The following is a 23545-nucleotide window of genomic DNA, read 5'->3' as shown; positions in this document are numbered from 1 at the left end:
GTGACGCTCCGCGTCACAGGTCTTTCAGTTACCCACCTCGATTGTGCTCAACCCATTCCCCTGGCGACGCACTTTGATCTGCACCGGAATCCGTTCATGCATTTCCTGTACGTGGGAGATCACGCCGACCTTGCGACCCTGTGCCTGCAAGCCGTCCAGTGCGTCCATCGCCAGTTGCAGCGATTCCGGGTCGAGGCTGCCGAAGCCCTCGTCGATGAACAGCGATTCGATACGCAGCGTGCTGGAGGCCATCGACGCCAGTCCCAGCGCCAACGCCAGCGAGACCAGGAAGGTTTCGCCACCCGACAGCGAGTGAACCGAGCGTAGTTCGTCGCCCATTTCGGTGTCCATGACCAGCAGGCCGAGCATGCTGCCGCCGCGTTTCAGGCGGTAGCGGCGCACCAGTTGCCGGAGCTGCGCATTGGCATGGTGGACCAGCAGGTCAAGGTTGTAGGCTTGGGCGATCTTGCGGAATTTGTCGCCTTCGGCCGAGCCGATCAGCGATGCCAGGCGTGCCCAGCGCAGGTATTCGTCATTGGCATCGTTGATGCGCGCCTGCAACTCGCTGTTGGCGTTGCGACGGCGCTGATCTTCGCTGAGTTCGGCACGCAGGTCGGCGCATTGCTGCTCGCCGAGCGCGGACTGTTCATGGGCCTGTTGCAGCGCTGCCGCCAGTTGCGTGCTGTCGCTAAGGTCGCTGTATTGCGCCTGATGCTGTTGCAGGCGCTGATCGCGCTCCTGCAGCAATACTTTTGCCTGCTCCAGCGCTTTGTCGGTAGCGTTCAGTTGCAGACGCAGTTGCTCGACATGCGCGTCATCGTAAGTCAGCAGCGTGTCGAGCGCGGTATCGTCCAGCTCGGGATGCTGGCCGCGCCACTCGCTGATCTGCACATCAAGTTCAGCCAGTTCCTGCTGCAAGGATTGCTGTTGTTGCTGGGCGGACTTGAGTTCGGCAGCCAGCTGGATCAACTGGCTTTGAATCTGCTGCAGAGCCTCGGCGGCCGAGCTTTCGGTTTGCCTGGCTTGCTCGATGGCGTTTTCCAGCGCCTGTTGCCAGTGCTCGGCAGTCGCATGCTCGCCCAGCAAGCCGGTCAGTGCCTGCTGGCTGGCCTGTTGCTGCTCGCCTAGCCGGGCGACTTCCTGCGCCAGTTCGGTCTGGCGGTGCAGGCGAGTCTGCTGCTCGATCTGTTGCTTTTCGATCTTCTGCTGGCGCTCGCTCTGCTCCTGTTGCTCTTCGTGTTGCTGTTCAAGTTGATCCAGACGCTGAGTCACCTGCTGCTCAAGCTGCATCACTGTCGCCGATGCATCGCTGCGCAGCCCTTCAAGCACGTGTGGCGAGACCAGCGGCGTGAATGCGCTCAGTTCTTCGTCCAGCCGCTGCCTGTCGACGTCCAGCTGCTTGAGCTGCTCGGCAACATGGCTCGCCGCAGTCTGACTGGCTTCTGTGGCTGCCTGAAGTTGTTGCTGCAAGCGGGCGGCGTCTTTCTGCAGGGTCAGCAACGCTTCCTGGCGTTGCTCANTCGTCACGGGTGATGACTTCGCTCAGGTTATTCAATTGCTGGCTCAACCAGCTGTCACGCTTGCCTGGGTCGTGGTCGAGCAATTGAGCCGCGAGGGGATGAGATTTCAGGTCCGGTGCAAGGGTTTGATGGCGCAGGGTGAGCTGTTCGTGCTGACGCAGCAGCTCTTTCTGGCGAGCGATCACGCCGCCAACCTGCTCGCGCAATTGGTTGCGCTGTTCGGTCAGTTGGTCCACCGCCTTCTGCGCGCTGGCCTGCTCGTTGTCATCATGTTGCGTGAGGCTTTCCAGCAAAGCTTCCGGCTGATGCCAAGGGTGTTCGATGCTGCCACAGACCGGGCAGGGCTGGTCGTCCTGCAACTGGACGCGCAATTCTTCAACGCTGGCGCTGCGCGCCAGGCGTTGACGTTCCAGCAGTTGCCGGGTAACGGTCAGGGTCTGTTCGGCGACGGTCAGTTCATCACGAACGCGAATGCCTTCGCTGTTGAGCTGTTCGCGTTGCTGCTGAGCGCTTTGCTGTTGCTGCGCCAGATCGGCCAGTTGTCGGTCTACGTCCTGCTGGCTGGCCCACAGACGAGCCAGGTCTTCGAACGCGCGTTGCTGCTTGCGATTATCCTGCAGCAGGCTGCCGAGAATCTGTACCTGTTCGGTGACCGCATCCACTTCGCAATCGGCTTCGCGGTACAGCAATTCCAGCGCGTTGCGTTGCTCGGTCAACTGTTGATCGGCCGTGCTGGCACGTTGCTGCAGTGCAGGCAGTTCACTCTGTCCGTGCTTGAGGCGGTTGGCGATCAGCGTGAGGGATTTCAGGCGGTCGCGCCAGGCGCTCCAGGCCTGAGCCAGGGGGGCCAGTTCGCTGCTGTGCTCCAGCTGCCCGGCAATACGTTCAAGGCGCTGCGAAACCAGTTGCTGCTGGTCGAGCAAAATGTGCAGGCTGGCCTGACCCTCAGTACAACGCTGCCCGGTTTGCTGATGCAGGTCAGACACCTTGGCCAGTTCCTGAGCCAGGTGGTTAAGCGTGTTCTGTGTGTCAAAAGCCTGCTGCAACAGTGGCTTGGCGCTGCTGTGGTTTTGCTGGGCCTCCAGCAGACTGGCCTGCGCCTGGGTGCGGTGGGTCTCCAGTTGTCGCTGCTGATCTTGCAGCGAAGCCTGCTGTTGCTGATGCTGAAGAATCTGTTCCGCCAGCGGGTTGAGCTGGGCGTTCAACGTGACTCGACGCGCGAAACGGTGGCGTTGCGGGCCCAGGCGTTCCAGTTGGCCAAGGGTCTGACGTGCACCGCTCTGGTCGTCCCAGGCCTGTTGAGCACGGGTGATCGCCTCCTGCGCGGCAAGCTGTTCATCGCGCAGGCGGTGTAGCTCGATCAGCCACTGCTGTTTGATTTCCAGTTGCCTTTGCTGTGCCTGGTGCGCCTTGAGCTGCTGCTGTGCGTCGTTGAGGCGTTGCTCCAGTTCGGCCAGCAGCTCCGGAGCCAGCGGGACGATTTTGCTGGCTTGGGCGGTAAGGGTTTTAAGCGCTTCCTCGGCCTCTTTGCTCTTGCTGTAGGCGCGCCTCCCGAGCTGGCTGTAGATAGCGGTATTGGTCAGCTTCTCCAGCAGTTCGCTGCGTTCCTTGTCGTCGGCCTTGAGGAAGGCACTGAACTCGCTCTGAGCGAGCATCACGGCGCGGGTAAATTGCTCGAAATTCAGCCCCAGACGCTGCTCGATCAGTTGCTCGAACTCACGCTTGCTCTGGTTGCTGAGCACCTGTTCGCTGTCCAGGTCGGTCAGGGTCTGGCGGCTGGCCTGCAGCTTTTTGGTCGCGTTGTCGCGTGCGCGGTTGGTTTCCCAGCGGGCGCGATAACGCCGCTGATCGATGCCGATAAAGTCTACTTCTGCGTAACCGCTGCCCGTGCCACGCCGCAGCAGGGTGCGCGGGTCGCTGGTGGTGATGTCGCCGTCGATGTCCGGGACCTTGGACTGGCCGATATTACTCAGCCGCGGAATCGCTCCGAACAGCGCCAGGCACAAGGCGTCGAGCAGGGTGCTTTTACCTGCGCCGGTCGGGCCGGTAATGGCGAACAGACCGGCGCTGGCCAGCGGCTCGGCAGTGAAATCGATTTCAAACGGCCCGGCCAGCGAGGCAAGGTTTTTCAGGCGAATGGCAAGGATTTTCATGGCTGTTCGCTCTCCTGCTGGACTTCACGCAGCAGCGTGGCGAAATCGGTCAGGGTCTGTTCGTCGACCTCGCTGCCGAAGTTGTCCTGCCAGGCACGGCTGAACAATTCCTGAGGCGTTAGCTGGTCCAGCTCGATCAGGGCGGCTTCACCCTCGTTGCCGTCGGCACTGCCTTTACCGGCGTATCCAGCACCGATGCGCACCAACCGCACGGCTTTGCCTTGCAGCGCGGTTTCGATCTGGTTGCGCAGGTCCGGTTGCGGTTCATCAAGACGCACGCGCACTTCCAGCCACGGCTGGCGGTCCGGGTCGGCAAGCAGGTCGATGTCCGGCAGCGCCTTGAGCTGTACCAGCAAATCGGCCAAGGGCGCAGGCCCCAGGCGTTGCAGGTTGACGGCGCGAGGGATGAGCAGCGGCTCGACACTGGTCAGCGTCTCGCCGTCGCAATTGATCTCCAGAATCTGGTGCTGATAGCTGATTTCCGAAAAGGACAGCGGGATCGGCGAGCCGCTGTAGCGAATGCGCTCCTCGCCATTGACCCGCTGCGGTTTGTGCAGATGGCCCAGCGCAACATAGGTGATGCTCGGCCCGAACAGGCTGGCCGGCAGGGCTTCGGCGTTGCCGATGATCAGGCTGCGCTCGGAGTCTTCCGAGACCGAACCGCCTGCCATGTGCGCGTGGCTGATGGCGATCAGTGCCTGACCTGGCTGGCGCTTGAGGTTGGCTGCTTCGATCAGCAACTCATGAACCCGACCGATACCGCGCAGGTAGTCGTCACCCAGCGTCGGGCCGGTGACTTCGGCAGGGCGCAGGAAGGGCAGCGCCAGGCACCAGGCTTTGACGTTGCCTTCTGCGTCCGGCAACGGCAGCAGCAGGCGTTCGGCATCCAGCACACCGTCGTCCAGCCACATCACCCTGCCCAGTGCGTGAGTACGCAAGCGGCGCATCAACGGTGCGGGGAGTTCGATACGCGAGCCGGAGTCATGGTTGCCTGCGATCATCACGATGGTCAGCAGCGGCTGCCGTTCATGGGCGTTGACGATGAAGTCGTACAGGCGTTCCTGCGCTTTGACCGGCGGGTTGACGGTGTCGAAGATGTCGCCCGCGATCAACAGTACATCAGGTTTTCGTTCGGCCAGACGGGCCAGCAGCCAGGTCAGAAAGCAGGCGTGTTCGAAATCCCGCTCCTGACCGTGCAGGTTCTGACCCAGATGCCAGTCAGAGGTGTGAAACAGACGCATTGGTTTACCTTGTCGTGTAGAGGTGTTGCCTGAGCTGCATCCTCACTTGGGATACAGCGGTGGCAACCCGGCATCGCCTGCCGGGTCCTTGATATGTTCGGCGGCGGGCAGCTTGCGCACGGCGCGCCAGAGGTCTTCACCCAGCCACAGCTTGCCGGTCTCGCTATAAAGCGCGCCGTTCAGACCGTCCAGTGCATCGGACAGCGGCACGAAACGCGCGGCCATTTCGGCCAGGGTTTCCGGCTGCTGGCGTGCCCACGCGTCGAGTGCCTGACGGGTGCCTTTAGGGTCGTTGGCCAGGCAGGCGCGTTTGAGGTCATCCAGGACGGTACGCGGGCTGGGCCCGGTCTGCACGGCCCGGGCGATTGCCGGCTGCCCGCGGGCCCGCCACCACAGGGCGAAACCGTAAAAGGTGGTGCAGGCCAGCAATAGCGTGCTCAGTTGCCACGGCCAGACCGGCGGGCCGATCACCGTCACGCCGCTCATGTCGTTGTTCACCGGCGTGTCCACTGCCAGGCCGGGGTTGCTGCTGATCTGCAGGGTACGTGCGGCCAGGCTGGTGTGTTCCAGGTGATCTTCACGGGTATTCCACCAGGTCACTTCAACCGCAGGCAGGTCAATTGCCCCGGCGCGGGTTGGCACCAGTGCCTCGCGTTCTTCGCGGGTACCGATCAGGCCGCGTTCGCTGGGCAGGTTGCGCAGCTGTGGCTGATCCGGATAACGCCGCAGGCCGGGCACTTCGGTGGGCGGCAAGGGTGGCAGTTGCGCACCGGCCAGGCCTTCGGCCTTGAGTATGAGGGTGCGGGTCAGTGAATCGCCGACCTGAGTGGTGCCGGGCTCGGGGCTCCAGCTCTCTTCAAGGCTGATACTGCGTGCCGGCAACCAGGCGACATCAGCCGGGTAGTCGGCGGGCTTGGGTTTGACGGTCAACGGCACTTCGGCGGATTTGACCCGCACCGATCGACCTGGTTGCGGGCCGAACGGGTTGGCATCCTGGCCTTGCGAGCCTTCGGCAGGTGTCTGCACCAGCGTAGCGCTGAACACTTGTGCCGGTATCTTCAGCACGCCGCTTTGCTGCGGATAGATCGCGTAGCGTGTTTCGATCACGCCATGACGCACACCATTGATCAGCTTTTCGTAGGTGCGCGAATCACCCAGTTTTTCAACCCGTGCGTCCGGTACTTGCAAAGGGCTCAGGCTGCTGTCGTCGAACAGCGACACCGAGTGGTAGACGCGCAGGGTCAGCACGGTCTGGGCCTGAACATAGACGCTGTCCTGATCAAGGCTCGCTTCGATGAAGATCGACGCCAGATGGCTGCCTGGGTCCTGGGGCTCGCTTTGCAGAACCTGTAGCGTCAGTGGCTGGCTTTTCAGCTCACCCAGCTGCAACGACGGGATCAACACGCTGCCGGTCTCGCGAGGCAGCAGGGTGACGATCCACCGAGTGGTGGCCTGACTGCTGCCGTCCAGGGTTTTCAGGCTGTTGAGCTGGCGCGTGTCGCGCACCTCGAAACTGCTTTCCAAGGCCCTCATGTCCGGCTTGCCGAACTGCGTCACATCATCGGTTTCCAGCGTCAACTCGACAGTTTCCCCGGCGTTCAGGCGCGTGCGGTCGACGCTGGCGGTCAGTTGCGCAGCCTGCAATGACAAGCTGATCAGGCTCAGCAGCAGGCCGATCAATAAGGTGTACACGCGACTCATCGGGTCTTTTCCTGATGTTGCTGTTCGTAGCGAAATTTGCGCCGCAGCAGCTCGCCCGGATCATCCGGAATCTGCCTCAGCCACTGTTCCAGTTCCTGACGCCGCTCGCCGGTAATAGGGGTGTCTGCGGCCTGGAGCGGTGGGCGGGTAGTTTGCTCGTCGTCCGCCGATTCGCCTGAGGTGGCCTGACCGCTGACGTCTGGCGGCAGGCTCTCGCTGGCACCGGGCTGATCCGAGCGGGACGGGTTCTGATCGGCTGGCGATGCACTGCTGTTGGGGTCCTGTGACGCTTGCTGGCCTTCTTCGCCCTGATCGGCCTTGTTCTGTTCATCCTCGGCAGGCTTCTGGACATCGGCCTTGTCCAGCAGGCTTTGTACCAGCGCCCGGTTGGTTTGTGCCGCGGGAAACTCGGGCTGGCGGTCCAGGGCCTGTTCGTAGGCATCCAGTGCTGCCGCCAGCTCGCCGCTGCGCGCCAGGGCATTGCCGCGATTGTAATGGTCGGCGGCGCTGTTGCCTTCGGCAAACTGCTGGGCGGCGCTGACGTAGTCTTCGGCCTGGTAAAAGGCCACGCCTTTCCAGCGCGGGTCTTCGAAGCGTTGTGCGGCCTCGGCTGGCCGATGCTGCTCCAGTAGCCGCTGGCCCTGTTGATCGGGACGCAGCCACAGGTCCTGAAACTCGAACGCCTGGCTGTTCTGCGGAAACATGAACAGCAGCGGCAGACAGAACAGCCAGCCGCGCCGACCAGCCAGGGCTGCGATCAACAATAGCGGGAGCAGGAACCAGTGGCCCTGATCGGCCCAGGTATCGAGTTGCACGACCTGCCCGTCGCTGCTCATGTGCTGGGGGCTGGCCAGCAGGCCAAGGCTGTGCAAATCTTCTTCATCGCCTCGTGCCTGACGATAGCTGCCGCCGACCTGATCGGCGAATTCGTTGAGGCTGTTGCTGTCCAGGCGCGACACCAGAATGGCGCCCTGGTCGTCCTTGAGCAGGCTGCCGTTTTCCTGCATGACCGGCGCGCCGTCAGCCGTACCGATGCCAAGGATCAGCAACGGCGGCGATTGCCCGCGCAACGCCGTACGGATGCCCTGACGTTCCTGTTCGCTCAGTGACGAGGTGATCAGCAGAATTCGCCCTTGGCCCAGTGCGCCCTGTTTCAGCAGGTGCAGGGCTTTCTGGACCGCCAGATCGGCACGCTGGCCGGTCATGGGCATGATCGACGGCCTGATGGCTTCCAGCAGGTTATGGCTGGTGACCAGGTCATCGGACAGCGGCACCAGCGTGTGTGCGCTGCCCGCATAGACGACGATGGCGGTCTGCGCATCGCTGCGCTTTTGCAACAGGTCCAGCAGTTTGCGTTTCGCCTGTTCCAGGCGGGTGGGCGCAGTGTCGGTGGCGAGCATCTGCGGGGTGAGTTCAAGTATCACCACCAGCGGATCGACCGGTTTCTGGCTGATCTGTTCGACGCGTTGCCAGCTGGGGCCCAGCAACGCGAAAAGCGCCAGCAGCCATGCCAGCCCGAGTGCGACCCACTGCAGTTTGCTGTTGCTGCCGCGCCCACCGTTGAGCAGGACGGCATGAAAATGGGTCGGCAGAAGCATTTGCCAGCGTCCGGCGCGTTTCTGCCGATGCCAGAGCCGCCAGATCAACAGCGCCAGCAACGGCAGGATCAGCAGCCATTCGGGGCGAAACCAGTGCGGCCACAGAGAGGCGATCATCGCGACCTCCAGAGGCTTTTGACGCGCTCACGCCAGTTGACGGAACGCACGACAGTCAGCAGGCGTTGCAGCGCATTGTTTGGCCACAGTTCACGCAGTACCAGCAGTACGCTCAACAGCAAGGCTGTCGCCAGCGGCCATTGATAAAGCGTCTGCGCCGGACGTGCCTGGGTGGGCTGCTGGGCAACCGGTTCCAGGCTGTCCAGGGTGGCGCGAATCTTTTCCAGTTGGTCGCCGTCGCGAGCACGGAAATACTGGCCGCCACTGAGGCTGGCGATTTCCTTGAGCGTCGGCTCGTCCAGATCAAGGCTCGGATTGAGGCCGAGGACGCTTTGCAGCGCGTCCTTGTCGGGGTCCGAGCCAATACCGATGGGGTAGATTTTTACGCCTTCTTCGGCAGCCAGCCGCGCGGCAGTGATCGGATCGATCTGACCGGCGTTATTGGCACCGTCGGTGACCAGCACCAGCACCAGCACCAGCACGCGGCTGGTGGCCGGGCGCAGGCGCAGGCGTTTCAGGCCCAGACCGATAGCATCGCCAAGCGCAGTGTTCTTGCCTGCAATACCGATTTTTGCCTCGTCAAGCCAGACCCTTACAGTGCGCCGGTCATAGGTGAGCGGTGCCTGGACAAAAGCCTGAGTGCCAAACAGGATCAAACCGACCCGGTCGCCCTTGCGGCCCTCGAGAAAGTCACCGAGCAACTGTTGCACCAGCACCAGTCGGCTGACTTCATCGCTTTTCCACTGCATGTCCGGGTAGTCCATGGAACCGGACACGTCGACAGCCACCAGCAGGTCGCGCCCGCTGGCAGCCACTGGCAGTGGCGCGCCCAGCCATTGCGGTCGCGCTGCGGCTATCAACAGCAACAGCCAGATGAGCAGAAAGGGCGCACGCTGTCTCCAGATCGGCAGATTGGCCTTGGCGCGGCGTCCACTCAGCCCTTCGAGTTCACTGAGAAAACTGACCTTGAGCGCCGGCTCGCCGCTGTCGGCCATGGGCAGCAGGGCGCGCATCAGCCACGGCAGCGGCAGCAGGGCGAAAACCCAGGGCCAGACGAACTCAAACATGTTTGCGGATCCAGGTATCAACCGCCTGGGTCAGCCCGGTGATGGCCTTGTCGTCCAGCTTGCACTCGGGTTTGTAGGCACCTTCGACCAGAATCATCCAGCGCGTCAGGCCTGCCGCCGGGCAGCGGTTGTCGAGGAACGCCAGCCATTTTCGGCCGTTCAGCGTGTGGCTCTGGCTGTGCGGATAATGGTTGCGGCACAGGCGTTTGAGCAAGCCGTTGATCTGCTGCAGCCAGGCACCTGCCGGTGCGCCATCGTAGGGTTTGGGCAAGCTGGCGAGTTCCGCCAGGGCGGCGAGGCGAACCGGGTCCAGCGGTTGTTCGCTGCGAACCTTGCGCGCCTTGACTGGCAGCAGTACACGCAAACGCCACAGGCCCCAGCCCGCTGTCGGGATTAGCAACAGCAGCAGCCACCACCCCGGGGCAAGCGGCCAAAAGCCGACGGCCTCGGGAGCAATCAGCGGCTCGAGCTGATCAAGCGGATTCATTTGCGCTTCACCGGACGCTTTGCGTTGAGGTATTCGCGCAATTGTTCAACGAGTTCCGCCTGGGTGCTCAAGGGCATGAGCAATACCCGCAGTTTCTGCGCGAGCAATTCCCAGCGCGCAGAGCGGTCTTCGCCCTGTTGCCGGTAGGCGCGGCGCAGTTCGGGGTTGAGGGTATCGAGCTCCAGCTGCGCGCCGCGTTCGGCAAAGCGCAGCAGGCCCGCAGCGGGCAGCGCACGGTCCAGTGGGTCGGACAATGGCAGCAACAGCAGGTCGCTGTGGCGTGACAGCAGGCTCAACTGTTGTTCGGCAGCATCGGAAAGGGCGCGTTCGTCGCACAACACGATGACCAGGCTGCCAGGGCGCAGCACTTCCCGGGCGCGACGCAGCGCAGTGCCGAAGGCATCGCGGTCTGCCGGGATCTCGGTGTGCAGTGACTGATTGACCCGCACCAGTCGGTTGAGCAACTGCAACAGGCTTTGTTTGCTGCGTCGGGGCTTGATCTCGTAGTGCTCGTTATCGCCGAACACCAGCCCGCCGACCCGGTCGTTGTGCTCCAGTGCGGCCCAGCCGATCAGCGCGGCAGCCTGGGCCGCGAGTACCGACTTGAACATCAGGCCGGAGCCGAAGAACAATCGACGGCTTTGCTCCACCAGAATGAAAATCGGCCGCTCGCGTTCTTCGTGGAAAAGCTTGGTGTGCGGCTCCTGAGTGCGTGCGGTCACGCGCCAGTCGATGCTGCGCACGTCGTCGCCAGCCTGATAGACCCGCACCTGATCGAAATCCACGCCGCGCCCACGCAGTTTGGAATGGTGCAGGCCGATCAACGGGCTGCGTTGGCTGGGCGTGGAGAACAGCTGCACTTCCCGCACCCGATGACGCATCTCGATCAGCTCGCTGAGGCTGACGCGGATGCCCGGCTGGGGGATCAGGTAGGGTTGCATGGGCTCAGGCGACGGCCACGACGTCGAGGATGCGCTGAATCACGCGATCCTGATCGATACCGGCAGCTTCGGCTTCGAACGACAGGATGATCCGGTGGCGCAATACATCGAACAGCACTGCCTGAATGTCTTCGGGGCTGACGAAGTCACGTCCGGCCAGCCAGGCATGTGCGCGGGCGCAGCGGTCCAGCGAAATGGAACCACGCGGGCTGGCACCGTAGGCAATCCACTCGGCCAGTTCCGGGTCGAATTTGGCCGGGGTCCGGGTGGCCATGACCAGTTGCACCAGGTACTCCTCGACCGCATCGGCCATGTACAGGCCGAGAATTTCCTTGCGTGCGGCAAAGATCGCCTGCTGGCTGACACGGCGTTCCGGCTTGGTTTCGCCATTCAGGGCTTCGCCACGCGCCTGTTGCAGGATCTTGCGTTCGACGGCGGCATCCGGGAAACCGATCTTGACGTGCATCAGAAAACGATCGAGCTGAGCTTCTGGCAACGGGTAGGTGCCTTCCTGCTCAATGGGGTTCTGGGTGGCCATGACCAGAAACAGCGGTGACAGGTCGTAGGTGCTGCGGCCCACGCTCACCTGGCGTTCGGCCATGGCTTCGAGCAGCGCTGACTGAACCTTGGCCGGCGCACGGTTGATTTCGTCGGCCAGTACCAGATTGTGGAAGATCGGCCCTTGCTGGAATACGAAATTGCCGGTTTCCGGGCGATAGATTTCCGTACCGGTGATGTCGGCAGGCAGCAGGTCGGGGGTGAACTGAATGCGGTGGAACTGTGCTTCGATGCCTTCTGCCAGTTCCTTGATGGCCTTGGTCTTGGCCAGGCCGGGTGCGCCTTCGACCAGCATGTGACCGTCGGCAAGCAGGGCGATGAGCAGGCGTTCGATCAGCTTTTCCTGGCCAAGGATCTGCGTTGAAAGAAAGGTTCGCAGCGCAATCAGCGCTTCACGATGTTCCATCGGTGACGGTTCCTGGCAGGGTGATCAGCTGTGTCTGGTGACTGCTGAGCTGGGGGCGATACTTTAATCCATCCAGGCAGGTATCGACTAACGACTACCGCGTTTTTTATTGCATTTAGAGACGCATACGTCATTTAGCTGGGAATTGCCCTACATGTTCTGTGTATGAGCGTGTAGGAAGATGGGCTCAGGCCGTCGAATGCGGCAGGGTTAGAGCCGATAGAATTCAGCTGCGTTATCCCACAACGCCTGACGGGCGCCGCCTTCACCCAGTGCGTCGATCAGCAATTCGATATCGTCAGGCTGGAAAGGGCGGGGCGCTCGCGTGGAGGGCAGGTCAGTGCCGAACATCAACGCATTCGGATTGGCGGCATGGATATCCCTGAGTGCTTCGCGCACCGGGAAGTCAACGCGTCCAAAACCACAGGCCTTGACCCGCACACCGCGCTCGGCAAGACGCAGCACCACAGGCAATCCTTCGGCGCTCAATCCCAGGTGATCGATGCTGATCGCTGGCAATTTCAGCAGACGGGTTTCTATTTCCGCCAGTTCTCGGGAGTCGATGTACAGCTCCGAATGCCAGCCTGCGCGTTCATGCACTCGCACGGCCAGCGCTTTCAGCTGGTCGAGCTGCTCCGAGCCGCCGCGCTTGAGATTGAAACGCAGGGCGCGCACGCCTGCGGCATTGAGGGTGTCCAGTTCAGTATCGGTGACACTGGCGGGCAGTTGAGTGACACCGACGAAGCCCGGCCCCAGCAAGCGCAGCGCCTGAAGTAAATAACCCTGATCAAAGCCCTGAAAGGACCCGGACACCACCGCGCCGCCCTGAACGCCCAGCGGCTGGACCGTCGCAAGGTAGTCTCCGACGCCGAACGGGTCCGGCAGGTAGCCGTTATTGGCGATCAGCGGGAAGTGCGGGTCGATGATATGGCAGTGGGCGTCGAAAATGCGGTTCATGACGGGCTCCTGTACGGCGAAGTACTCACTCTAGCGGTTTTGCCCGTTAACTGATCGTGCTGGTGTACTCGCCCACGTTTTCAAGAATGATCTGTAGCGTGTGGTGAACATCCTGCAGCTCGGCTGCGTCGGTGCCGTGCAGAATTTCATACTGGTGGTGGCCATCGAGCTGCTTCGCGTCCTCCGGGGTGATTTCCACCAACAGGCGCTCGGCACTGAAGCTGACTTTCAGGCTGGACACATTCAGTGACTTTTCATCGCTGACAGTGATTTCCACTTCGTTCTCGTCCGGGAAGCGGGTCAGGGAAAACAGCACGCCGTTCTCTGCGTGGCAGCAAAGCAGCGCCATGTCGTCGTATTCGTCGTCGCACGGGTTGGCGATGAGGCTGGCGGTCTTGATTTGCATGATGGGGCTCCGGGTCTTGGCAACTGAGGCGTCAGGGGGATTTTGCCAGTCCCGAGTAAATTTTGTCGGGGATGTTTGGCACCATCGTGCGGATTTTAACGCGACCTGATGACCGAATATGTCGCAGCCTCGTAAGCAGCACGCCGTCAGCTCTCGTTAAGCTGCATGGCAGACGAGTGGTGTACGGTGTCGGATGCGCGCAGCTTTTTTTATTCCCGCATTCAAATGTGACTACCCTGACACAGCGCGCGTTAGTACTTTAGCTTTACACTCGATCAGGTTATGCCCACGCAAGTGAATGTAAGGGCACACCGGTCGCAACACCTTCTTCAAGCCTCCCCAATAAAAGCCAAAGCGGAGTACCACAGATGGCGTTCTTCACCGCAGCCAGCAAGGCCGACTTCCAGCATCAACTGCAAGCGGCACTGGCTCAGCACATCAGCGAACAGGCACTGCCACAAGTGGCGCTGTTTGCCGAGCAATTCTTCGGCATCATTTCCCTCGACGAACTCACCCAGCGGCGTCTGTCCGACCTGGCAGGCTGCACCTTGTCCGCATGGCGCCTGCTGGAGCGTTTCGAACACGCTCACCCGCAGGTCCGGGTCTACAACCCTGATTACGAGCGCCACGGCTGGCAGTCGACTCATACTGCCGTTGAAGTGCTGCATCACGACCTGCCGTTTCTGGTCGACTCCGTGCGTACCGAGCTGAACCGTCGCGGTTACAGCATCCACACCCTGCAGACCACCGTACTGAGCGTGCGTCGCGGCGCTGCTGGCGAACTGTTGGAGCTGCTGCCCAAGGGCACCACCGGCGAGGACGTGCTGCAGGAATCGCTGATGTACCTGGAGATCGACCGCTGCGCCAACGTCAGCGAGTTGAATGTGCTGGCTCGCGAGCTGGAGCTGGAGCAGGTGCTGGGCGAGGTACGTGCTGCCGTCGAAGACTTCGGGCCGATGAAAGCGCGTCTGCATGAGCTGCTGGCCAGTATCGATGCCAACGAATCCAATACCGACGTCGAAGAGAAGGCCGAGATCAAGGTCTTCCTGCAATGGCTGGTGGATAATCATTTCACCTTTCTGGGTTATGAAGAGTTTGAAGTACGCAACGACGCCGAAGGCGGCCAGTTGGTGTATGACGAGTCGTCTTTCCTGGGGCTGACCCGACTGTTACGCCCCGGTCTGACCCGCGAAGAGCTGCACATCGAAGACTACGCAGTGAAATACCTGCAAGAGCCGGTGCTGCTGTCGTTTGCCAAGGCTGCGCATCCAAGCCGCGTACACCGTCCGGCCTATCCGGATTACGTGTCGATCCGGCAGATAGACGCCTCGGGCAAGGTCATCAAGGAATGTCGCTTCATGGGCCTGTACACCTCGTCGGTGTATGGCGAGAGCGTACGGCAGATCCCGTACATCCGTCGCAAGGTCGCAGAAGTCGAGCGCCGTTCCGGTTTCGACGCCAAGGCGCACCTGGGCAAGGAGTTGGCGCAGGTCGTCGAAGTGCTGCCCCGTGACGACTTGTTCCAGACGCCGGTGGACGAGTTGTTCACTACGGTCATGTCCATCGTGCAGATTCAGGAGCGCAACAAGATTCGCGTGTTCCTGCGCAAGGACCCATACGGCCGTTTCTGCTACTGCCTGGCTTATGTGCCGCGCGACGTGTACTCAACCGAAGTGCGCCAGAAGATCCAGCAGGTATTGATGGATCGCCTGAAAGCCAGCGATTGCGAGTTCTGGACGTTCTTCTCTGAATCCGTGCTGGCGCGTGTGCAGTTGATCCTGCGGGTCGATCCGAAGGTCAAGCTGGACATCGACGTTGCCCAGCTGGAAAACGAAGTCATTCAGGCCTGTCGCTCGTGGAAAGACGACTACGCCAGTCTTGTGGTCGAGAGCTTTGGCGAGGCCCACGGCACCAACGTGCTGGCCGATTTCCCGAAAGGTTTCCCGGCCGGCTACCGCGAGCGCTTTGCTGCGCATTCGGCGGTGGTCGACATGCAGCACGTGCTGAGCCTGAGCGAAACCAATCCGCTGGTGATGAGCTTCTATCAGCCACTGGCTGGTGGCCGCCAGCAATTGCATTGCAAGCTGTATCACGCCGACACACCGCTGGCACTGTCCGATGTGTTGCCGATTCTTGAAAACCTCGGTCTGCGTGTACTGGGCGAGTTCCCGTATCGCCTGCACCACGCCAATGGTCGCGAATTCTGGATTCATGACTTCGCCTTTACCTATGGCGAAGGTCTGAACCTCGATATTCAACAGCTCAATGACACCTTGCAGGATGCGTTCGTGCATATCGTGCGCGGCGACGCCGAAAACGATGCGTTCAACCGTCTGGTGCTGACTGCCGGTCTGACTTGGCGCGACGTGGCGCTGCTGCGTGCCTATGCGCGCTATCTGAAGCAGATTCGTCTGGGCTTCGATCTGGGCTACATCGCCAGCACGCTGAACAACCACACCGACATTGCCCGCGAGCTGACGCGTCTGTTCAAGACCCGTTTCTACCTGGCGCGCAAGCTGGGTTCCGACGATCTGGATGACAAGCAGCTGCGTCTGGAACAGGCGATTCTGACTGCCCTGGACGACGTTCAGGTGCTCAACGAAGACCGCATCCTGCGTCGTTATCTGGACCTGATCAAGGCGACCCTGCGGACCAACTTCTATCAGGCTGATGCCAACGGGCACAGCAAGGGCTATTTCAGCTTCAAGTTCAACCCGCGCCTGATCCCCGAATTGCCAAAGCCGGTGCCCAAGTTTGAAGTCTTCGTCTACTCGCCGCGCGTCGAAGGCGTGCACCTGCGCTTCGGCAACGTGGCGCGTGGCGGCCTGCGCTGGTCTGATCGCGAAGAAGACTTCCGTACCGAAGTGCTGGGCCTGGTAAAAGCCCAGCAGGTGAAGAACTCGGTCATCGTGCCGGTCGGCGCGAAGGGCGGTTTTGTGCCGCGCCGTCTGCCGACCACTGGCAACCGTGATGAGGTGCAGGCTGAAGCGATTGCCTGCTACCGCATCTTCATCTCGGGGCTGCTGGACATCACCGACAACCTCAAGGAAGGCGTGCTGGTACCGCCGGTCAATGTGGTGCGTCATGACGATGATGACCCGTATCTGGTAGTCGCAGCCGACAAGGGCACCGCTACCTTTTCCGACATCGCCAACGGCATCGCCATCGACTACGGCTTCTGGCTGGGTGACGCGTTCGCGTCCGGTGGTTCGGCCGGTTATGACCACAAGAAGATGGGCATCACCGCCAAGGGCGCGTGGGTAGGCGTGCAGCGTCACTTCCGTGAGCGCGACATCAATGTCCAGCAGGACAGCATCAGTGTGATCGGCATCGGCGACATGGCCGGTGACGTGTTCGGCAACGGCTTGCTGATGTCCGACAAGCTGCAACTGGTTGCCGCATTCAACCACCTGCACATTTTCATCGATCCGAATCCGGACCCGGCCAGCAGCTTTGTCGAGCGCCAGCGCCTGTTCAATCTGCCGCGCTCGTCCTGGACCGACTACGACACCAGCATCATGTCCGCTGGCGGTGGGATTTTCCCGCGCAGTCTCAAGAGCATCGCCATTACCGAACAGATGAAGGCGCGCTTCGACATCAAGGCTGACAAGCTGACCCCGACCGAATTGCTCCACGCGCTGCTCAAGGCTCCGGTCGATCTGTTGTGGAACGGCGGTATTGGCACCTACGTGAAGTCCAGCGAAGAGTCGCACGCCGACGTGGGCGACAAGGCCAACGATGCGCTGCGCGTCGATGGCAACGAGCTGCGCTGCAAGGTGGTGGGCGAGGGTGGCAACCTGGGCATGACCCAGCTGGGCCGTGTCGAGTTCGGCCTCAATGGCGGCGCGACCAACACCGACTTCATCGACAACGCCGGTGGTGTGGACTGCTCCGACCACGAAGTGAACATCAAGATCCTGCTCAACGAGGTGGTGCAGGCCGGTGACATGACCGGGAAGCAGCGCAACCAGCTGCTCGAAAGCATGACCGACGAAGTGGGCCACCTGGTGCTGGGTAACAACTACAAGCAGACTCAGGCACTGTCGTTGGCAGCACGCCGTGCTTACGAGCGGATTGCTGAATACAAGCGTCTGATGAATGACCTGGAGGCCCGTGGCAAGCTCGACCGCGCCATTGAGTTCCTGCCTGCTGAAGAGCAGATCGCCGAGCGGGTGGCGGCCAAACAGGGCTTGAGCCGTGCCGAACTGTCGGTATTGATCTCCTACAGCAAGATCGACCTCAAGGAAGCGTTGCTGGAATCCCGTGTGCCGGATGATGGTTATCTGGCGCGTGATATGGAAACTGCATTCCCGCCATCGCTGGGGGCCAGATTTTCAACGGCCATGCGCAGTCATCGTCTGAAACGCGAGATCGTCAGCACCCAGATCGCCAACGATCTGGTCAACCACATGGGCATCACCTTCGTGCAGCGGCTCAAGGAGTCGACCGGCATGAGTGCTGCGGCTGTGGCTGGTGCTTACGTGATTGTGCGCGACATCTTCCACCTGCCGCACTGGTTCCGTCAGATCGAAGCGCTGGACTACAAGGTTTCCGCCGAGATCCAGCTGGCGCTGATGGATGAACTGATGCGTCTTGGGCGTCGTGCAACGCGCTGGTTCCTGCGCAGTCGTCGCAACGAGCTGGATGCCGGTCGTGACGTGGCGCACTTCGGTCCGCACCTCGCCGCACTGGGCCTCAAGCTTGACGAGTTGCTGGAAGACGGGCCTACCCGCGAGATATGGCAGACGCGTTATCAGGCTTATGTCGAAGCCGGTGTGCCGGAACTGCTGGCGCGTATGGTGGCGGGTACGACGCACCTGTACACGCTGCTGCCGATCATCGAAGCCTCCGACGTGACCGGGCAGAACGCTGCCGACGTGGCCAAGGCGTACTTTGCCGTGGGCAGCGCGCTGGACATCACCTGGTACTTGCAACAGATCAGCAGCCTGCCGGTGGAAAACAACTGGCAGGCCCTGGCGCGTGAAGCGTTCCGTGACGATGTCGACTGGCAACAGCGGGCGATCACCGTGTCGGTCCTGCAAATGGCTGACGGTCCTTCGGAAATCGATGCGCGTCTGGCCCTGTGGCTGGAGCAGCACTCGCTGATGGTCGAGCGCTGGCGTGCCATGCTGGTCGAGCTTCGTGCGGCAAGCGGCACGGATTACGCCATGTACGCCGTTGCCAACCGTGAGCTGCTGGACCTGGCCATGAGTGGGCAGGCCCTGACGGTCTGACCGCTGTCGTAGCAAGGCCGTAAGCAAAAAAACCGCATCGATCGAAAGATGCGGTTTTTTTGTGCGTGGTTACAGGCTTCAGGCTGTCGATCAAGCCGCTGACAGGTGCTCGTACAGAATCGTCGCGCCGACGATGATCAATACGATACCGCCGACGATTTCAGCGCGCTTGCCGACCATGGTGCCGAGCACTCGGCCCAACATCACCCCGATGGTGACCATTACCGTGGTTGCCAAGCCAATCGCCAGGGCGGCAATCACGATATTGACGTCGACAAATGCCAGACCTACGCCGACCGCCAGTGCATCGATGCTGGTGGCGAATGCGGTGACGGCGAGAATCCAGAACGAGTGCTGGCCGGGTTTTTCCTGTTCTTCATCGTCATCGTGTTTGATGCCGTTGTAGATCATGTGCAGGCCCAGTACCAGCAATAAGGTGAAGGCAATCCAGTGGTCCCAGCTTTCAGCGAAGCGGGCGGCGACCTGACCGATGCCCCAACCGATCACCGGGGTGATGGTCTCGATAGCGCCGAATATCAAACCGGTACGCAACGCTTCGATAAAGCGCGGTTTATGCAGGCTTGCTCCTTTACCAAGGGCCGCAGCAAAGGCGTCCGTGGACATGGCAAGCGCGAGAAAGAGGAGGGAAATCGGGTTCACGGTTATATCCAGTCGGGCTATGAGTCAACGACGCAACCACACGCCCGACTTTAGGCATGGATGCATCGTTGGTCTCGCCAACCAGAAGGTGTCCGCACCACGGCATGCAGCCGAGAATGTTGATGCGAACGCTCAGTGACCGGAGTCAAGAGCAGGCTACTCCCCAACAAGGGCCGCTACTATAGCCATCCGAATGTGAAAAATATATGTACGGGGATGATTCAAGCCAAAAAAACCCCATCACGAGGATGGGGTTCTTTTAACGCCTGCTTTCGTGCTTACACTTGAACGGCCGGGATGTTGGCGTTCGCAGCAGCTTCACGGAACTCGGCGATCTGATCGAAGCTCAGGTAGCGGTACACGTCCGCTGCCATGGTGTCGATCTGGTTGGCGTAGCCCATGTACTCTTCGACGGTCGGCAGGCGACCCAGAATCGAAGCAACGGACGCCAGCTCGGCGGAGGCCAGGTAGACGTTCGCGCCGTCACCCAGACGGTTCGGGAAGTTACGGGTCGACGTCGACACTACGGTCGAGTTCGGTTCCACGCGTGCCTGGTTACCCATGCAAAGCGAGCAGCCCGGCATTTCCATACGCGCGCCAGCCTTACCGTAGATGCCGTAGTAGCCTTCTTCGGTCAACTGGTGAGCGTCCATCTTGGTCGGCGGCGACAGCCACAGACGCGTCGGCAGCTGGCCCTTGACCTGATCCAGCAACTTGCCCGCAGCGCGGAAGTGGCCGATGTTGGTCATGCAGGAGCCGATGAACACTTCGTCGATCTTCTCGCCCTGTACCGAAGACAGCAGGCGGGCATCGTCCGGGTCGTTCGGCGCGCAGAGCACGGGCTCTTTGACGTCGGCCAGATCGATTTCGATGATTTCGGCGTACTCGGCGTCCTTGTCGGCTTCCAGCAGCTCCGGGTTGGCAACCCAGGCTTCCATCGCCTGAGCACGACGCTCCAGGGTGCGAGGATCACCGTAACCCTGTTCGATCATCCAGCGCAGCAGGGTGATGTTCGAATTCAGGTATTCGATGATTGGCTCTTTGGCCAGCTTGATGGTGCAACCGGCAGCCGAACGCTCGGCAGAGGCGTCGGACAGCTCGAAAGCCTGCTCGATGCTCAGGTTGTCGAGGCCTTCGATTTCCAGGATGCGGCCGGAGAATGCGTTCTTCTTGCCTTTCTTCTCTACGGTCAGCAGGCCAGCCTGAATGGCGTAGTAAGGAATGGCGTGAACCAGGTCGCGCAGGGTGATGCCGGGTTGCATCTTGCCCTTGAAGCGAACCAGGATCGACTCAGGCATGTCCAGCGGCATGACGCCGGTAGCAGCGGCAAACGCCACCAGACCGGAACCGGCCGGGAAGGAGATACCGATCGGGAAGCGGGTGTGCGAGTCGCCACCGGTGCCGACGGTGTCCGGCAGCAGCATGCGGTTCAGCCAGCTGTGGATGATGCCGTCGCCTGGACGCAGGGAAACGCCGCCGCGGGTCATGATGAAATCAGGCAGCGTGTGGTGCGTCTTGACGTCGATAGGCTTTGGATAGGCTGCAGTGTGGCAGAACGACTGCATGACCAGGTCGGTCGAGAAGCCCAGGCATGCCAGGTCTTTCAACTCGTCGCGGGTCATCGGGCCAGTGGTGTCCTGGGAACCGACGGTGGTCATCTTCGGCTCGCAGTAGGTGCCAGGACGAACGCCTGCAACGCCGCACGCCTTGCCGACCATCTTCTGCGCCAGGGTGTAACCCTTGGTGCTTTCGGCTGGCTGGTCAGGGGTCTTGAACAGGTCGAACTCAGGCAGGCCCAGTTCGGCGCGCGCCTTGCTGGTCAGGCCGCGACCGATGATCAGCGGAATACGGCCGCCTGCGCGAACTTCGTCGAGCAGCACCGGGGTCTTCATTTCGAAGGTGGTAATGACTTCGTCGCTGTCGTGCTTGCACACCTTGCCGGCGTACGGGTAGACGTCGATCACGTCACCCATGTTGATGTTCGAGACATCGAATTCGATTGGCAGGGCGCCAGCATCTTCCATGGTGTTGTAGAAGATCGGGGCAATCTTGCTGCCGAAGCAGAAACCACCGGCACGCTTGTTCGGCACGTAAGGAACGTCGTCGCCGAAGAACCACAGTACCGAGTTGGTTGCCGATTTACGCGAGGAACCGGTACCGACCACGTCGCCGACGTAGGCAATAGGGAAACCCTGACCGCGCATTTCTTCGATCTGTTTCATCGGGCCGATAGAGCCCTGAACGTCTGGAACGATGCCGTCACGGGCCATTTTCAACATGGCAAGGGCGTGCAACGGGATATCCGGACGGGACCAGGCATCAGGTGCCGGGGACAGGTCATCGGTGTTGGTTTCGCCGGTGACCTTGAAGACGCGCAGGCTGATCTTGTCGGCCAGCGTCGGACGCTTCTTGAACCACTCGCCGTCAGCCCAGGACTGCAAGACAGCCTTGGCGTGAACGTTGCCGTTTTTGGCTTTTTCGGCCACGTCGTGGAAGGCATCGAACATCAGCAGGGTGTGCTTGAGCTGTTCGGCGGCGACCGGCGCGAGGGTGGCGTCATCGAGCAGTTCAACCAGGGTGACGATGTTGTAGCCGCCCTGCATGGTGCCCAACAGTTCGGTTGCACGTTTTTTGTCGATCAGGGGAGAAGTGGCTTCGCCCTTGGCCAGGGCAGACAGGAAACCGGCCTTGACGTAAGCGGCTTCGTCAACGCCTGGCGGAACGCGGTTGGTGATCAGATCGACAAGGAAAGCTTCTTCGCCAGCCGGGGGATTCTTCAGCAGCTCGACCAGGCCTGCAGTTTGTTCGGCGTTAAGCGGCTGGGGCACGATGCCCTGGGCGGCACGCTCTTCGATGTGTTTACGGTAGGCTTCAAGCACAGTATTAACCCTCATCAGTGGTCCCAAATGGGTGTCCGGGACGCTCATCCAGAAATCGTCCGTACCCACGCAAGGCTTATTGAGCCTTGTTGGCAGGGGGGCGGCGATTCCTAACAGAAGCTGTTTTCAAAGTTTTACGCCTGCAGAACGGGGGGAGTGACGGTCGACACGGCCATTCTTGATGAGGGAATGGCCTGTCGACGCCGCAATGCGGGGTTAACCTGACTGTGCTCGTGACGCTTTGAAAACAGCTTCCAACGGACATTGGCGCCTTAAAAGGCTCGCTGATTCTACGCCAAAACTTCGCTAAAGGTAAGTTAGCCCCTACATCTTCGGGGGTGAACTTGCTTAGACAAAGGGCTAACATGAGCCCCTGTTTCGCCTTCCCCAGTCCTGCCTGACATGCCCGATTACATTATCAAAACCCCCTGCGTCGGCCTTTGCTCCACTGTTTATGGGGACCTGGTGTGCCGTGGCTGCAAGCGGTTCCACCACGAGGTCATCCACTGGAACGGCTATAACGAGGATGAAAAAAGAGCGGTATGGCTGCGTCTGGAACAATTGCTGGTCCAGGTGATGACTGCCAAGCTTGAAGTCTTCGATGCCGACAAGCTGCGCGCGCAGCTCACCCAGCGCAAGATCCGTTTCGTGCCGCATCAGTCCGAGTATTGCTGGGCCTACCAGTTGATCGCGCGCGGCGCACGGGTCATCAGTCAGGTTGAGGCCTACGGCTTTGTGCTGCTGCCGGAGTTTCGTGACTGGACGCTGCCGGAATTGCGCGATGCGATCGATCGCGAGTTTTTCCTGCTGTCCGAGGCGCATTATCAGCGTTACATCGCACCGGGCTTTCTGCGCGATGCGTTCGGGGCCTGATCAGGCAGCCGTCCTTCATTGCATGCATTTGTATCGCGAGGCATCGTCGCTCCTCGTATAATGCCGGGCTTTGTCTCTCTGTCATTCTGTGAGCTTATGTACCCGATCCCCGAAATCGAAGCCTTCCTGCTTTGCCGCACCCCCGACAGCTGGGTTCAGGCCGCGTTGCGCAACCTGGATATCTTGCTGATCGACCATGCGAACAATGAGAAGAAGGCGGCCGGGGCTGCGTTTCAGTTCATGTTTCAGTACAACGACAAGTTCGACCTGTTGAGCAAGATGTCGCGTCTGGCTCGGGAAGAACTGCGCCATTTCGAGCAAGTGATCAGCATAATCAGAAAGCGCCAGATCCCTATGGCCAACATCAGCTCGGCGCGTTATGCCGGAGCGCTGCGCAAACTTGTGCGCAATCACAATCCTTACCGACTGACCGACGCGCTGATCGTCGGTGCCATTGTCGAGGCCCGTTCCTGTGAGCGCTTCGCTGCGCTGGTGCCTCACCTGGACGAAGAACTGGCCAAATTCTACGGCGGCCTGCTGAAATCCGAAGCGCGGCATTTTCAGGATTATCTCAAGCTGGCTTACAGCTACGGCGACAAGGCTGATGTCGATGCCAAGATCGAGGAAATCCGTCTGGCCGAGCGTGAGCTGATCGAAAGCCCTGACGAAGAGTTTCGCTTTCACAGTGGTGTGCCCGTCGCCGCCTGATTCCCCGCGCGCACCTTCAAAAACGACCGCCTTGCCAGC

General features: G+C 61.0%; 14 protein-coding genes and 1 pseudogene. 3 read left to right on the top strand and 12 right to left on the bottom strand.

Annotated features, from left to right (window positions below; genetic code table 11):
- Positions 1-24: 24 nt before the first annotated feature.
- The 10 genes and pseudogenes from ALO64_RS04585 to ALO64_RS04540 all read right to left on the bottom strand — a co-directional run bounded on the left by ALO64_RS04585 (position 25) and on the right by ALO64_RS04540 (position 13152).
- A pseudogene (locus ALO64_RS04585) lies at positions 25-3673 on the bottom strand (AAA family ATPase).
- Entirely contained in the window at positions 3670-4914 is a 1245-nt protein-coding gene (locus ALO64_RS04580) for an exonuclease SbcCD subunit D C-terminal domain-containing protein (protein ID WP_044343709.1), read from the bottom strand. The pseudogene ALO64_RS04585 and the gene ALO64_RS04580 overlap by 4 nt, the downstream one beginning before the upstream one ends.
- 42 nt (positions 4915-4956) lie before the next feature.
- The gene (locus tag ALO64_RS04575; protein WP_044343710.1) at positions 4957-6615 is read right to left on the bottom strand and encodes a BatD family protein; all 1659 of its coding nucleotides are present in this window, start codon (positions 6613-6615) and stop codon (positions 4957-4959) included.
- Positions 6612-8330: a VWA domain-containing protein gene (locus ALO64_RS04570; protein ID WP_005731344.1), complete on the bottom strand. Its 1719-nt coding sequence runs from the start codon at positions 8328-8330 to the stop codon at positions 6612-6614. The genes ALO64_RS04575 and ALO64_RS04570 overlap by 4 nt, the downstream gene beginning before the upstream one ends.
- On the bottom strand, positions 8327-9397 hold the full coding sequence (locus ALO64_RS04565) for a VWA domain-containing protein (RefSeq protein ID WP_044343711.1): 1071 nt from the start codon (positions 9395-9397) through the stop codon (positions 8327-8329). Before ALO64_RS04565 ends, ALO64_RS04570 begins: the two co-directional genes overlap by 4 nt.
- Positions 9390-9884, bottom strand: a complete 495-nt coding sequence (locus ALO64_RS04560) for a DUF4381 domain-containing protein (protein WP_044343712.1) — start codon at positions 9882-9884, stop codon at positions 9390-9392. Before ALO64_RS04560 ends, ALO64_RS04565 begins: the two co-directional genes overlap by 8 nt.
- Positions 9881-10825, bottom strand: coding sequence for a DUF58 domain-containing protein (locus tag ALO64_RS04555; RefSeq protein WP_002554477.1), 945 nt, complete (start codon positions 10823-10825; stop codon positions 9881-9883). The genes ALO64_RS04560 and ALO64_RS04555 overlap by 4 nt, the downstream gene beginning before the upstream one ends.
- A gap of 4 nt (positions 10826-10829) precedes the next feature.
- Positions 10830-11789, bottom strand: coding sequence for an AAA family ATPase (locus ALO64_RS04550; RefSeq protein WP_044343713.1), 960 nt, complete (start codon positions 11787-11789; stop codon positions 10830-10832).
- 210 nt (positions 11790-11999) lie between these two features.
- The gene (locus ALO64_RS04545) at positions 12000-12746 is read right to left on the bottom strand and encodes an amidohydrolase family protein (RefSeq protein WP_044343714.1); all 747 of its coding nucleotides are present in this window, start codon (positions 12744-12746) and stop codon (positions 12000-12002) included.
- 46 nt (positions 12747-12792) lie between these two features.
- Positions 12793-13152 (bottom strand): hypothetical protein, encoded by a 360-nt coding sequence (locus tag ALO64_RS04540; protein ID WP_002554474.1) that lies wholly within the window; start codon positions 13150-13152, stop codon positions 12793-12795.
- A 368-nt stretch (positions 13153-13520) separates the two neighbouring features.
- Between ALO64_RS04540 and ALO64_RS04535 the strand changes: the two genes are divergently transcribed.
- Complete coding sequence (locus ALO64_RS04535; protein ID WP_044343715.1) at positions 13521-18386, top strand: NAD-glutamate dehydrogenase; 4866 nt, start codon at positions 13521-13523, stop codon at positions 18384-18386.
- Between the two features lie 90 nt (positions 18387-18476).
- Here ALO64_RS04535 and mntP read toward each other — a convergent pair whose 3' ends face one another.
- Positions 18477-19046: a manganese efflux pump MntP gene (mntP, locus tag ALO64_RS04530; RefSeq protein ID WP_002554472.1), complete on the bottom strand. Its 570-nt coding sequence runs from the start codon at positions 19044-19046 to the stop codon at positions 18477-18479.
- A 278-nt stretch (positions 19047-19324) separates the two neighbouring features.
- Positions 19325-21925 (bottom strand): bifunctional aconitate hydratase 2/2-methylisocitrate dehydratase, encoded by a 2601-nt coding sequence (gene acnB, locus ALO64_RS04525; RefSeq protein ID WP_004665908.1) that lies wholly within the window; start codon positions 21923-21925, stop codon positions 19325-19327.
- Positions 21926-22327: 402 nt separating this feature from the next.
- Between acnB and ALO64_RS04520 the strand changes: the two genes are divergently transcribed.
- Entirely contained in the window at positions 22328-22798 is a 471-nt protein-coding gene (locus ALO64_RS04520) for a DUF1289 domain-containing protein (RefSeq protein WP_002554470.1), read from the top strand.
- Positions 22799-22894: 96 nt separating this feature from the next.
- Entirely contained in the window at positions 22895-23506 is a 612-nt protein-coding gene (gene miaE, locus ALO64_RS04515) for a tRNA-(ms[2]io[6]A)-hydroxylase (protein WP_003368536.1), read from the top strand.
- Positions 23507-23545 lie beyond the last annotated feature (39 nt).

The organism is Pseudomonas meliae (assembly GCF_001400515.1).
GTDB classification, from domain to species: Bacteria; Pseudomonadota; Gammaproteobacteria; order Pseudomonadales; family Pseudomonadaceae; genus Aquipseudomonas; species Aquipseudomonas amygdali.
The sequence above is the reverse complement of the archived record's forward strand: the minus strand, read 5'-3'. Positions and strand labels throughout refer to the sequence as shown.

Excerpts from the sequence above, each read along its gene's own strand:
- ALO64_RS04535 (WP_044343715.1), top strand. The coding sequence starts at position 13,521 with ATGGCGTTCTTCACCGCAGCCAGCAAGGCCGACTTCCAGCATCAACTG.
- ALO64_RS04545 (WP_044343714.1), bottom strand. The coding sequence starts at position 12,746 with ATGAACCGCATTTTCGACGCCCACTGCCATATCATCGACCCGCACTTC.
- ALO64_RS04575 (WP_044343710.1), bottom strand. The coding sequence starts at position 6,615 with ATGAGTCGCGTGTACACCTTATTGATCGGCCTGCTGCTGAGCCTGATC.
- ALO64_RS04520 (WP_002554470.1), top strand. The coding sequence starts at position 22,328 with ATGCCCGATTACATTATCAAAACCCCCTGCGTCGGCCTTTGCTCCACT.
- miaE (WP_003368536.1), top strand. The coding sequence starts at position 22,895 with ATGTACCCGATCCCCGAAATCGAAGCCTTCCTGCTTTGCCGCACCCCC.
- ALO64_RS04560 (WP_044343712.1), bottom strand. The coding sequence starts at position 9,884 with ATGAATCCGCTTGATCAGCTCGAGCCGCTGATTGCTCCCGAGGCCGTC.
- ALO64_RS04555 (WP_002554477.1), bottom strand. The coding sequence starts at position 10,825 with ATGCAACCCTACCTGATCCCCCAGCCGGGCATCCGCGTCAGCCTCAGC.
- ALO64_RS04565 (WP_044343711.1), bottom strand. The coding sequence starts at position 9,397 with ATGTTTGAGTTCGTCTGGCCCTGGGTTTTCGCCCTGCTGCCGCTGCCG.
- ALO64_RS04580 (WP_044343709.1), bottom strand. The coding sequence starts at position 4,914 with ATGCGTCTGTTTCACACCTCTGACTGGCATCTGGGTCAGAACCTGCAC.
- ALO64_RS04570 (WP_005731344.1), bottom strand. The coding sequence starts at position 8,330 with ATGATCGCCTCTCTGTGGCCGCACTGGTTTCGCCCCGAATGGCTGCTG.
- ALO64_RS04550 (WP_044343713.1), bottom strand. The coding sequence starts at position 11,789 with ATGGAACATCGTGAAGCGCTGATTGCGCTGCGAACCTTTCTTTCAACG.
- ALO64_RS04540 (WP_002554474.1), bottom strand. The coding sequence starts at position 13,152 with ATGCAAATCAAGACCGCCAGCCTCATCGCCAACCCGTGCGACGACGAA.